Source organism: Pseudomonas sp. AL10, from assembly GCF_029960685.1.
Classification (GTDB): Bacteria; Pseudomonadota; Gammaproteobacteria; order Pseudomonadales; family Pseudomonadaceae; genus Aquipseudomonas; species Aquipseudomonas lactis.
Genome location: NZ_JASBQZ010000009.1, coordinates 169738 through 182436 on the forward strand (window position 1 = coordinate 169738; position 12699 = coordinate 182436).

The 12699-nt window shown below is 60.8% G+C and carries 9 protein-coding genes; 3 read left to right on the forward strand and 6 right to left on the reverse strand.

The window, feature by feature from the left end; genetic code table 11:
* Nucleotides 1-127 precede the first annotated feature (127 nt).
* On the reverse strand, nt 128-2569 hold the full coding sequence (locus QK296_RS12580) for a TonB-dependent siderophore receptor (protein ID WP_137204464.1): 2442 nt from the start codon (nt 2567-2569) through the stop codon (nt 128-130).
* Nucleotides 2570-2687: 118 nt separating this feature from the next.
* Complete coding sequence (locus tag QK296_RS12585; RefSeq protein WP_034134498.1) at nt 2688-4340, reverse strand: cyclic peptide export ABC transporter; 1653 nt, start codon at nt 4338-4340, stop codon at nt 2688-2690.
* Between the two features lie 203 nt (nt 4341-4543).
* On the opposite strand from QK296_RS12585, the gene QK296_RS12590 reads away from it, so the two are divergent.
* Entirely contained in the window at nt 4544-5371 is an 828-nt protein-coding gene (locus tag QK296_RS12590; RefSeq protein ID WP_169911830.1) for a N(5)-hydroxyornithine transformylase PvdF, read from the forward strand.
* Between the two features lie 109 nt (nt 5372-5480).
* Here the strand turns inward: QK296_RS12590 and QK296_RS12595 are convergent, their stop codons facing one another.
* Genes QK296_RS12595 through pvdM form a run of 3 tightly spaced genes read right to left on the reverse strand, consistent with a single transcriptional unit; the run spans nt 5481 to nt 9019 of the window.
* Complete coding sequence (locus QK296_RS12595; protein WP_003191929.1) at nt 5481-6353, reverse strand: formylglycine-generating enzyme family protein; 873 nt, start codon at nt 6351-6353, stop codon at nt 5481-5483.
* 29 nt (nt 6354-6382) lie between these two features.
* A complete protein-coding gene (locus tag QK296_RS12600; RefSeq protein WP_282390982.1) occupies nt 6383-7651 on the reverse strand; it encodes an aminotransferase class V-fold PLP-dependent enzyme in 1269 nt (422 codons plus the stop codon).
* Nucleotides 7652-7669: 18 nt separating this feature from the next.
* Nucleotides 7670-9019 (reverse strand): pyoverdine-tailoring dipeptidase-like protein PvdM, encoded by a 1350-nt coding sequence (gene pvdM / locus QK296_RS12605; RefSeq protein ID WP_003191926.1) that lies wholly within the window; start codon nt 9017-9019, stop codon nt 7670-7672.
* Nucleotides 9020-9161: 142 nt separating this feature from the next.
* Here pvdM and QK296_RS12610 point away from each other — a divergent pair, with 142 nt between their 5' ends.
* Nucleotides 9162-10790 carry a hypothetical protein gene (locus QK296_RS12610; RefSeq protein ID WP_003191924.1) on the forward strand — a complete coding sequence of 543 codons (1629 nt, stop codon included), beginning with the start codon at nt 9162-9164 and terminating at the stop codon, nt 10788-10790.
* Nucleotides 10791-10799: 9 nt separating this feature from the next.
* Here the strand turns inward: QK296_RS12610 and QK296_RS12615 are convergent, their stop codons facing one another.
* Nucleotides 10800-11342 (reverse strand): thioesterase family protein, encoded by a 543-nt coding sequence (locus tag QK296_RS12615; RefSeq protein ID WP_282390984.1) that lies wholly within the window; start codon nt 11340-11342, stop codon nt 10800-10802.
* A 109-nt stretch (nt 11343-11451) separates the two neighbouring features.
* Between QK296_RS12615 and QK296_RS12620 the strand changes: the two genes are divergently transcribed.
* Entirely contained in the window at nt 11452-12408 is a 957-nt protein-coding gene (locus QK296_RS12620; RefSeq protein WP_003191921.1) for a helix-turn-helix domain-containing protein, read from the forward strand.
* Nucleotides 12409-12699: the final 291 nt, after the last annotated feature.

A 12699-nucleotide genomic window follows, 5' to 3' on the forward strand; every position in this document is an offset into this window, starting at 1 on the left:
AAACCCGGATCCAGTGTCCGGGTTTTTTTATGCTCCAATCCCTCTTCGCCAGTATCTCTGCACGCGCAAAAAAAAGCCCGGTGAGCATGGGGTGCTCACCGGGCGTTTGATCGATTGACGCGTGGAATCAGAAGTCCCAGCGCGTGCTGACCATCACATTACGTGGCTCACCGTAGGCGGCCGAGTTATAGAAGCCCACGTTGGTGTAGTAAGACTTGTCGAAGATGTTGTTGAAGTTGACGGTAGCCGACAGGTTCTTGGTGACCTGGTAGCGGGTCATCAAGTCCACCAGCCAGTAGGACTCCTGGGTGATGTCCTGGTTTTTCTCAAGTGGCCCGTTCCAGATCTCGTTCCAACCTTTGGTCTGCCAGCGTACACCGCCACCGATGGTGAACTTGTCCAGGTCGCCCTTGAGTTTGTAGGTGGTGTTCAGGTTGACCTGATGCTCGGGTTCGAAGGTGGAGAGTTTCTTGTCGTCTTCGTCTCGTACGATCTTGTGGGTGTAGCCACCTTGAAGTTGCCAGCCTGGGCTCAACTCACCGGAAATTTCCGCTTCGTAGCCTTTGGTGACGGCCTTGGAGCTCTTGAACGCCCAGTTGTTCGGGGCAGGTGTCTGGTTGTTGTAGGCGTCATCCGAGATGGGGCGATTAGTCTCATGCACTTCGAAGTAAGCGATGCTGGTGTTGAGGCGGCCATCGAAAAACTCGCCCTTCAGGCCCAACTCGTAGTTCTGCCCTTCGTCTGGCTCCAGCAGCTTCTCGTTACGGTCCTTATAGGTGCTTTCCTGGGGTTGGAAAATATCGGTGTAGCTGGCGTATACCGAGAAGTTGTCGTTGAGGTCGTAGATCACACCGGCGTAAGGAATGAACCGCCCGGTTTCCTTGTAGGAAGGGTTGTTGCCAGTCACGTGATAGTTGGCCACGCGCCCACCCAGGATCACGTTCAGGTCGTCAATCACGTTGAAACGCGCGGTCAGGTAATACCCGGTTTGACGGATAGTGTCGTCGATGTGCTGTTGGGCAGGGCCGTAAATAGGCTTGGCGATATGGCCGTTCCAGTTATAGAAATCGACCTTGTTACCGCCAGGCCATTCCGGCGACCAGTAGCCCTTGCCTTGCCAGCGCGAGGTACCGATCGAGCCGCCCACCACCAGTTCATGCTCGCGGCCAAACAGGCTGAAAGGCCCGGTGGCGTAAAGGTCGGCCGAGGTGCTCTTGGTCTCGCCGGTGTATTTCTGCCCGTTGATCTCGGCGGTGCCATCGGCTGCCGGCTGGACGAATTGAATCGAACCCAGGTCGGCATGGTAGCCGTTGATCTTGTGGTCGAGCTGGAATTTGGTCACCCAGCCGTCGCCCAGGTCATGCTCGAGCATGGCAAAGGCGGTACGCGTGTTTTGCTCCCATGAGCTCCAGGTGGTGCCGTTGTTGTAAGAGCGCGGCATTTTGTTGATGCTGCCGTTGGAGTTGACCAGCGGGAAGGAGCCGGACCAGCTGGAACCCTGCGGAATGTTGTCCTGGTAATCGAAGCCCACCGTCAGCATGGTCTCGGGAGACAGGTCGAACTCGGTGATGCCGTAGTAGGTTTCGGTCTTGCGCGAATAGTGGTCCATAAAGGACTTCTTGTCCTGATACGCAGCCACCGCACGGCCGCGGATATTGCCGCTGTCCGTCAAGGGGCCACTGACATCCACTTCGCTGCGGTAGTTGTCCCAGGAGCCCGCGCCCAATTGCACATGGCCCTTGAATTCCGCGGTTGGCTTCTTGCGGATCAAGTTGATGGTCGCACCCAGGGAACCGGCACCGTTGAGCAGGCCGGTGGCGCCCTTGAGGACTTCAACACGGTCGTAGATCGCCATGTCGCTCAGGGTGTTGCCCGCCGAATAGCCGACGTTACGCACAGTCGACGGAATACCGTCGTACTGGAAACTATTGACCGAAAAACCACGGGAATAGTAGTTGGTGCGGTCGGAGTCGTAGGCGGAAACGGTGATGCCCGGCGTATGGCGCATCACGTCATCCATGTTGTTGAGGCCAAAATCCTCGATGTGCTGGCGAGTCACCACGGTGATCGACTGCGGAGTTTGCCGTGGGGTCAACGTCAGACGTGTAGCCGTGGCAATCGTGCCAGGCGTGTAGGAACCAGAACCTTCGGTGACGTTGCCCAGGTAGTTGGCAGTCACCTGCGTCGGGCTCAACTCAAGCCCACCACCGCTGCCAGCAGCTGTGACGGTCAAGGTATTGCCATTGAGGTTATAGGTGGTCTGGCTACCGGCCAGCAATGCAGCTATGGCCTGCTGCGGCTGCATCTTGCCCTTGACGGCGGGGCTGTTCTTGCCCTGCACATCGCCCGGGCTGTAGAGCACTTGCACATTGGTCTGGCGGCCAAATTCCTGCAGTGCGCTCCCCAGCGACTGCGCAGGAATATTCAACTCGATCTCCTGGGCCTGCACATAGCCTGCAATCGGCATCGACACAGCCAACGCCAGGGTACTGGGCAAGAGGTTGATGTTCAGGGCCCGGCGCATGGATAGCGCTTTGCTCAGGGGGCTGAGACCGAGTCGTGCTGGCATGGATGCTTTCTCTTCTATGTTTTAAGTGGGCAATTCTAAGTGTTTATTGAGTTTAGTTCTCATTACCACTAGTGAGACGTTCCTACTTCGCAAAACCGGAAAAATTTTTTTCGGTACCTTATGCAGGCTCCATCTCATGCACCACTTGGCCGGCGCGCAGGCGCACCAGATGATCGGCGATGTCGAAATAACGGTCGTCGTGGCTGATCACGATGATGGTCTTGCCCAGGCGTTTGAGGTCCGGCAGCAGCTCGGTGTAGAAGATGCGGCGAAAGGCCGGGTCCTGGTCGGCGGCCCATTCGTCGAACACCAGCACCGGGCGCTCTTCCAGCCAGGCATTGACCAGGGCCAGGCGCTTGCGTTGGCCGGTGGACAGGTCAGTGGTGCTGAACACGCCGTCCTTGACGCTGACCTTGTGTGCGATTTCCAGGCGCTCAAGGTATTGGGTGGCGCTGTCCAGGGACTGGGTGGCGCTGCCTTGTACCAGGTCATCGAACAGGTAATAGTCGGAAAACACCGTGGTGAACAACTGACGATAATCGTCGCGCTCTGGGTCGGTCACCGCTGTACCGTTGAGCAGGATCTCACCCGACTGAGGCGGATACAGGCCCAGCAGCAATTTGATCAGCGTGGTCTTGCCACTACCATTCTCGCCGACGACAAACACGATATCGCCTTGCTTGATGCTCAGGTTGATCGGCCCCAGGTGGAACGGTTGGCTGCCTTCAACCGCTGGCGGGCTGTAGCTGACGCCGCGCAGTTCAAGGCTGTTGACCAGTGGTTTCGGCGCCTCACTGTCGTCCATCAACAAGTGGGGCTCGGGCGAAGAAAAACGCTCCGACAGTTCGCTGATGCGCCCAAAGGCAATCTTCGCCTTGCCAACGACGGGCAGGTAACCCAGCAGGTGTTCCAGCGGGCCTTTCATATACAGCAGTACCAGCACGAAGCCGGTAATCACCGTGGGGTCGGGGTTGGGGTTGTAGGCCTGCATCGCCAGGGCCAGTCCGATGACCACAAAGAACAGCATCGAGCCAAAGGTCTTGGCCAGAATATAGATGTTGACTGAACGCACCTGGATATCGCTGATGCGGTCTGCGGTTTCCTGGATGCGATGGGTGTTCATGCGAAACCGCCGCGGACGGTGCATGCGCAGCTCCTTGGCTCCCGAAGCAATCGCATTGTAGTAACGCTGCAATTCATCTTCGTGGCTGCGGGCCAGATCGAAGCCCTGGATGCCTTTGCCGCCCGCGATGAATTGCACGGCGCTGCCGATGATGATTGCGACCACCATCATCAGGAACATCGGCACGGACAGGTAAGCCAGGTAACCCAGGCATCCCAGGGTAACGGTGGCGGCGATGGCCAGGGGCGTGAAGGCAAAGGAAAAGTCGCTAATGGTGTCCACGTCGTGGGTCAGCACCGGGATCAGGCGGTGAGAGCGATATTGCTCGATCTGCCCGATGGGCGCTGACAGCACCTTTTCACCCAGGTCCTTGCGCAGGGCGGCAATGATCCGTTGCCCGACGTAGTTGGTGCCGATGTCGGAAATAATCGAGCTGACCAGCGCCACCACGCACAATGCGGCGAAGGTCAACACCACACCCTGGGTCATGCCCCCCGCCGAATGCAGGGCATTGTTAATCGTCGCCAACAGCAAGGTAATGGCCAGGCCGCCCGCCATGCCAAGGGCGACGGACACCGTCACGATGGTGCGAAAGGGCCTGAGCAATGCGAGCAAACCTTTGAAGGCGCCGCGCTTGGGGTCGGTCATAAATACTTCCCGGAAAGTGAAAAAGAGGGGGGCTGGGCACACAGACCCTTACCCATGACAAACGAAGCTGTGGCGTGACTATTTAGCGCGGCGTGCCGGGCGGTGGCAGTGGGCGATAAATTGCCCGGGGCCTGGTTCGTTCTTGTTCTGTAGGCGCACGTGTATCAATGCCGTGCGTGGCCCTTTGAGCGAGAGCGAAACACATGACGAAAAAGAACCTGGTGTATGTCTGGTCCCTGAGAAACGCCGCCGCCGACAAGGCGGGGCAACCGGTGGCCTATAAAGACCACGAGCGCTATATGAAATCGGTGCTGGAGTTTTTGGTGGGCTCGCTCAACGACACGCCGCTGGGCGAGGCTTACAACCTGGTGGGCGTGGTGTATGACGACGATGAGCACAACCCGCGCGACCAGCAGTTGGTGGCGGACTATGGCTTTGCTTACCAGCCGGGTCGCCAGTGGTTGTACCCGGCGGATTTGCGTGTGCAAGGCACGTTGGTCAACGACCTGCTGCTCAGCGTGCCGTCGACCTATCGTCGCCTGCCACGGGGCAGCGCCGAACATGTCGCTGGCAAGCAGGATTTCGAGCGTCGCCTGCATGACACCCTGGTGGAGTTGAAGGCTGACATCGTGGTGCTGGATGGTTTGCTGGTGATCCTCGACGAACTGGTGCGCCCGGGTGCGCCGTTTGCGCGGCGCATCATGAACATTCATCCGGGCATCACCCGCCTCGAATCGCCTTACGAACGCCGTGGGGCGTACGCCACCTGGAATGCGCTGTACGGCGCGCGTGGGCAGGCGATCACCGACTGGGCGACCAAGGCCACTCAGGCCTGCGAGCCGTTGTATTGGACCGGTGCGTCATTCCACTACGTGGATAACGGCATCGACTCGGGAGAGGTGTTCCACGACGTGCTCAAGACCGAGATTTCGCCCGAGGACACCATCCTTGAGCTGCGCTGGAACAACTTCAACAACAGCCTGTTCCCGGCGCTGCATGAAGGCTTGGCGCTGTTGGCCAGACAAGGCTGAACCCTGTAGGAGCGAGCTTGCTCGCGAAAAACGTCAACGATTACTTGCGTTTCCTGAATAAGCGCGGCGTCTGTGAGTTTTTCGCGAGCAAGCTCGCTCCTACAAGGTATTAGAGTTCGCGCACGACCCGAAAACCGATCCAATCCCCGCGCGTTTGCGGGTAGATGTTGTTGCGATTGCCCGAGCGTGAAAACACCGGTGCCTCGCCCCAGTCATTGCCGCGAATCTGGTAGGCCTCGCAGTTGGGCTCCACCCAGGCACTGCCATCCGTTGGCGCGCCGACGTAGTTGGGGTGCTCGCAATCAGCCACCCGCTCATACACGTTGCCGTGCATGTCATACATGCCAAACGCATTCGGTGGGTAGCTGCCCACGGGCGACGAATAGCTGTAGCCGTCCGCCGGGCCGTAGGTGTTGGCGTGCTGGGCGATGCTGTAGCCCTTGCCTTCGTCGAACGGGAAGGGGAACGGGCCGGTGGTGCCGGCTCGGGCAGCGTATTCACGCTGGGCTTCGCTGACCATGTGGTAGGTGTGCCCGGTCTTCTTCGACAGCCAGCTCACGTACTGCTTGATGTCGTCCATGTCCATGCACACCGCCGGCTGACGTGGCCCCTGGGGGTAGCGCGGCTTGCTGGCGATGCATTCGCGGCCGGGGCGGTCGTCGCCATTGGCGATCTTGACTCCGGTCTGGCGCACGTAGCTGTCCCATTCGCCGGCGGTGATGTGGAAGCGGCTCATGGCGAACGGCTTGGCGAAGGTCACCTCATGCATCGGGCCTTCGTCGGGCTCGCGGCCCACTTCGTCTTCCGGGGTACCCATGGTGAAGGTGCCGGCGGGCAGCACCACCATTTCCGGGCAGTCCTTGCAGTCTTTGAAGACCTTGCCCGGTTGTGGGGCGGCGGCATGGGCCAGGCCGGGCAGCAGGGCGCCGCACAGGGCGGTGAGTGCCAGTGCGGTGAGCGGTTTGAGTCGGGATGGCGTCATGGAGGCGTCTCGTTCAAAGGGAAAAGGGGTCATAACCGCTGGCTCAGCAGGGTCATGAAGCGCTGGATCTCATCGGAGTTGTTAAGCAGGCCCGGCGAGGTGCGAATCACCGGGCCAACGTCACGCTCCACCGCGTCCACCACCACGCGGTTTTTCATCAGGTAGGCCGCGACGGCATCGCTGTCCTGGTTCTTGACCCGAAAGAAGGTGAAACCTGCTGACAGCTCGGGGCTGCGCGGCGTGACCAGTTCGATCTGCGGGTGGGCCAGCAGTTGGTCCTTGAGTTCGGTGTTGAGGGCATGGATACGTGCCTGCACCGGCGCCTTGCCCAGTTGCAGGTGCAACTTGAAGGCTTCATCGGCGGCCCAGCGATGTTCGAAGGCGTGGTAGCCACCGGGCGTCATGGTCGTGGCGAAGTCCTTGTCTTCGGAGAAGGTCGGAATCATCGGTGTGACGTATTTGTTTTCGGTCTCGCGGGCGCACACCAGGCCGGTGCCGCGCGGGCCGAACATCCACTTGTGGGTGCCGGCGATGAAGAAGTCGCAGTGCATAGCGGGGAAGTCGAGGTCTTCCACGCCGAAGCCGTGCACGCCATCGACGATATAGAGCAGGCGATCTGGCTCGTCACGGTTGCGGTTGTGTTCGGCCACCAGCTTGCCGATCTCACCGATGGGCAGTTTCACGCCGCTGCCGGACTGCACCCAGGTCATGCCCAGCACGCGGGTGTTGGGGCGAATGTTGCGCTGGATGTTGCCCAGCACTTCATCGGCCGAGACCTGATTGGGGGTTTTGAACAGGCGTATTTTACGTACCTGGGTCCGCTCCTTGCGCACCCTGAAATCCAGGCTGAACGCGGTGGCGTAGTGCTCATGCACCGTGGTGAGGATTTCCTGGTCGGCGCGCACCTTGATCCCACCATAGATCATCGCCAGCCCTTCGGATGTGCTGCCGGTGAGGGCGATCTGCGCCGGTTTGGCGTTCAGGTAAAGGCCGGCCCACTCGCGTACCTGGCCTTCACGCTTCCAGGTTTCCTGCAAGTCCCAGTCCATGGCCAGGCCGGGGTTACGGTCGATCTGCTGGCGGTAGCGCTCGATGGCCTCGCGCACGGGCCTTGGGTGCGAGGCCACCAGGAAGTTGGAAAAGTGCAGGTAGCTCGGGTCCTGGTTGAACAGCTGTTTCAATCCCGTCCATGGGTCGTTCGTAACGGCGGCCACTGCCTGAGGCAGCAACGCGGTGCCCAGCGGCAGGCTCGCAGCAAAGACGCCGGCCTGCTTGAGAAATGTACGGCGGTCGGTCATGGACTTACTTCATGGTAGTTAGCGATTGGCCAATGGCTTGGCGGATTTTTGTACCTGCTCCCACACCCGCAGGAAGTTGCCTCCCCACAGTTTGGCGATATCGGCTTCGGAGTAGCCGCGTTGGATCAGTTCTGCGGTGACGTTGCGCACCTCGCCGACGTTCTCCCAGCCCTGGAGGCCGCCGCCGTCGTTGAAGTCCGAGGCAATACCGACATGATCGATGCCGATCTTGCGCACGGTGTAGTCGATGGCGTCGCCCAGGTCCTTGAGGGTGGCCTTGGGTTCTTCCTCGAGGATGCCGTACAGCGCGCTGGCGTACTGGCCGAAGCGTTGCTCGGGCCAGGCGGCAATGATCGCGTCGCCGGGCATCAGAGCCATGGCCAGATTGGGCAGTGGCGGCAGGTCGAAGCGTGCGCGCAGGGCGTTGAGCTTGTCCTGGGTCGGCTGGCTCAAGGGCCGCAGGTAGGCGGGGAAGCCCACCACTTGCACCACGCCGCCGCTGTTCTTGATCAGTTGCAGTTCCTTGTCACTGAGGTTGCGCGGGATGTCCACCGATGCCCGTGGCGCCGAGTGGGACGCCACCATCGGCGTACGGCTTAACTGCGCGACTTGTTCCAGGGCCTTGGTCGACATCTGCGACACGTCGATGATCACCCCCAGGTCATTGAGGCGATGCACCGCTTGCTGGCCGATCGGCGACAGGCCCTCGAGGGCGTCGGTGGAATCATTGAAGAACGGCAGCGGGCGCGACGAGTCGGACCAGGCGTTATTGCCGATGTAGCTGAAGCCGAACATGCGCATGCCACGTGCGGCCCATAAGTCCAGCTGGTTCAGGTCGTTGCCCAGGGGGTAGGCGTTGAGCATGCTGATAAAGATCGCAAACTTGCCTTCGCCGTGCAGGCGTCGCATATCGTCCGGGGTATAGGCGATGCCCACCTGGTTGGGAAAGTCGCGCACCATGCCGGAGATGATCTTATAGCGCACCTCCTGCTCGTGGCGGGCCTCCTCGACAAAACCGTCGGTGGGCTTGTGCGGGGCGTTGGCGCCGTTCCAGATTTCCGGCCAGCCGAATATCGTCAGCGCGGCGCCCGACAATCGCCCGCGGGCGGCCTTGGCCAGGTCGAACTGGCCGCTGCCATCCTTGTCGGCCTCGTTGCCCGCCGTGCCGAAATCCAGGGGCAGGGTGATGTGGCTGTCGAATGACAACAGGCGATCCTGCATTTCATTGGCCTGCTTGATCACCTCCAGCGGGTAGCCGGCGTTGCCCTTGAACCACTGATCCCAGACCAGCAAGCCAGCCCCGGCGCCGATAGCCAGGGCCAGCGGCAGGCCGATATACAGCGCCTTTTTCGAACGTGATTTTGTCATTGCCATCTCAGTCAGTTGAGGCCTTTGCTATCAGGGAAGAACGAGCGATGGCGGGGGAAATTTAGGTGGCGGGGGCAGGGCGGTAAATTTCGTCGGGCTGCAAACGTTCTAGCTCTGATCAAGCCGTTTCCTAAGGTAGCCAATGACAATCTCTCGACGTGGGTTCATCGCAGGCCTGGCGCTGACCGGTGCAGCCGTGCCCGCGGCCTTTTATGCCCATCGCGAGTTGACACGGGAAGAAGCGTTTCCCATCACCCCCGGCGAAGCCACGGTCGACCTGGCCGACACCCAGGGCCAGCACCTGGCGAACACACTGCGGGGTGTTTGGAGCCTGCGCCTGGAAGGCCGCGATGCGGGCCTTGCGGGCCTGCCGCAGCAAGGCCTGGAGTTGCTGCTCGACATCGCCCCCCGTGGCCGTGGCCTGCGAGGGTACCTGGACACCGCCGAGCAATTGCGCGCCGACGGCGAGCCGCGCTACCGCGTCTTGGGCGACCTACTGACGGGCGAGGGCGCCGTGCTCTATTGGCGCTTGATCGACCGTGATTCCGACGGCGGCGCGCCGGCCTATGAATTCAAGATGACCCTGGATGAAGTCTGGGCCGATTTCGGCAATGCCGGCAGCGCCACGCTCAGCGGGCACATCCTCGACCTTGAGCGGCCCCTGGCGTTGACCGAACGCGACAACCGTTTTATCGCCCACAAACAACTGTTCCCCGAAGCCCGCCAGCGCATCGGCCTCAACCCGACCTTGCTGGCCTGGCTGATTTCTCCCGAACACCGCCTGTTTCACCAACTCTGGCACGCCACCCGCGACCAGTGGCACAAGCTCTCCGAAGAAAAACGCGAAGCCCTGCGCGGCATCGGCTGGCAGCCCGGGCCCCGCGGCCAGGAGCGCGATGCCCGCGGCAAGCGCAAGGACCGCAATGGTTCGGGCATCGACTTCTTTTTCATGCACCGCCACATGCTCGGCACCGCACGTTCCATGCAGGACTTGCCGTCCTGGCCGCAATTCCCCGAGCCGCAACCGCCGTTGGAGCGCGATCGCCTGGGATTTGTGCGCTACTTCGACAACCACGACGGTTTCGCGCTGCCGCCCTGTTGGTCGGCGCCGGATGACGCCGACTACACCCAGTGGGTCAGCGATATCAAGGCGGCCGAGACCTACCACAGCAACTTTCAGGTGTGGGAATCCCAGTACCGCGATCCGCGCTACCTGGCCAAGTTGAGCCTGGGCCAACTGGGCTCGGAAATGGAACTGGGCCTGCACGATTGGCTGCATATGCGCTGGGCCTCGGTGCCCCGCGACCCGTCCAACGGCGCCCCGGTCCCCTTCGCCCGTGACCCCGCAGACTTTGCCGCACGTTGGTATGCGCCGGAGAACGACTTTCTGGGCGACCCGTTTTCATCCCATGTAAACCCGGTGTTCTGGCATTTCCATGGCTGGATAGATGACCGCATCGAAGACTGGTTTCGCGCCCACGAGCGCTTCAACCCAGGTGAGGTGAGCCGACTGGAAGTCAACGGCGTGGCCTGGTTCGCGCCAGGCCGCTGGGTCGAAGTAGGCGACCCTTGGCTGGGACCGGACACCCACGGCTGCAGCACCACACCGGGGCTGCAGCAGGGGCGCTCGATGGAGATGGACCCGGAGATCATGAAGCTGGCCCTACGCATTACTTTCGGCGCCGATGAAGAGCTGCTCAAAGGGTTATTCAAGCGCGTGCCACAGCGGCCATGGTATGCACGGCATTTGAAGGTCAAGCGCGAGGCTTAGCGGGCGTTTTTAAACCTGCTCCTCCCCGCGCAATTGCGCACTCATTTCATCGCAACTGTTTGCCCAGTCGCTCAACCATTGCGGCAGCGGCGGCGAGGTGTCGTCCAAGCCCAGCTCGCGGATAAATTCGGCCGGGGGCAGTGTGCCCTTGGCAGAGCGAAACAGCCCGCGCATCACCACCACGCCAACCACCCGCCCATTGCTGACGAAGCGGTGCTCCATCAGGTTCCACTTGTGGTCCCAGCCGAGAATGCGGGTGTGCACGTCGAATGCCTCGAACAGCTTCAATTCCCGACGGAACTTGCCCCAGGTATCGCCGACTATCGGCATGGCCTTGTGGCGCAGTGCCACGCGAAAGGCGCCGGTGCGCAGCACAAAATCCATGCGCGCCACGTCGGCCAGGGTGAAATATCGGCCATTGGTGACATGCCGGTTCAGGTCCAGGTCCAGCGGCCAGACCCGCATGCGCACCACCGTGGTGGCCAGGCCATGGACCGGTTTGCGCCAGGGGCGGTGCAACAGCATGTGCAGTAATCGAAACCAGAGATTCATAAAGACGCCAGACAGTTGATCAATGGCCGCACTGTACGGAGCCGGAATCGGCTAAGGTAGATGCGTAAATGACTTATTACATGCGAAAAGTGCAAGCTGGAGTTTTTACATGCACGTCACCTTGCTCCTGGCGGATCAGTGTTCCGCTGCCAGTGCCACCCTGGCCATGGAAATGCTCAGTGCGGCCAATCTGTTCGCTCAAAGCCCACCGTTCGAGGTGACGCTCGCGTCTCTGGACGGCCACCCGGTGACGGTATGGGGTGGGCAATGCCTGCAGGTGCACGGTTCGCTGGCGCAGATCGCGCGCACCGACCTGGTGCTGATTCCCGGTTTTCTCTTTACCCTCAAGGAAGCCCTGCCGACGTTCGCCGCCTACGGCGCCTGGTTGCGTGAGCAGCATGGGCAGGGCGCTGTGTTGGCTTCGATGTGCACGGCGGCGTTCATGCTGGCCGAGACGGGGTTATTGCACGGCTTGCGTGCGACGACTCACTGGGCATTTGCCGGGTTCTTCCGGCGTCGGTATGCCCAGGTCAGCCTGGATGAGGGGCAGATCCTCTGCGAAGACAATCGCCTGATCACCTGCGGGGGCGCTACGGCGGCGATGGACTTGATGCTGCATCTGATCCGCCGTTTCGGCTCGCCGGAGCTGGCTCATACCTGCGGCAAGTACTTGCTGATCGATGCTGGGCGCACTGAGCAGTCGGCCTACGCGATGTGGTCGCTGCCCAAGAGCCACGGTGATGCGCAGATCCTGCGTGTGCAGCATTGGTTGGAGCAGCACTTTGCGCAGTCATTGGTGATCGACGAGGTTGCCCAGCGCTTTGGCTTTGGGGTGCGTAATTTCAAGCGGCGCTTCAAGGAAGCCACGGGGTGTACGCCGATTGGTTATCTGCAGAGCCTGCGTCTGGAGCGTGCCAAGCAGATGCTTGAGTCGACACGGATGACGCTCGATAGCATTACGTATGCGGTGGGTTATGAGGACAGTAATTCGTTTAGGCGGTTGTTTCAGCAGCGGGTGGGGATGCTGCCGGCGGCGTATCGCAAGAAGTTTCTGACTGCCCCTTGATCCAAATGTGGAAGCTGGCTTGCCTGCGAAGACGGCCTGACAGCCGACCCATATCTACCTGAAACCCCACGATCCAACTGTGGGAGCTGGCTTGCCTGCGCTGACGGCCTACCAGCCGACACTTCTCTACCTGACTCCCCGCGTTCCAAATGTGGGAGCTGGCTTGCCTGCGAAGACGGCCTGACAGCCAACACATTTGGACAGTGTATATATCCACTCCTTCGGTAACGGCCGCCTAGGGTTCCGCCCTGACGGCGGCTCACTTTCGAAAAGCGCGAAAGTAAGCAAAGC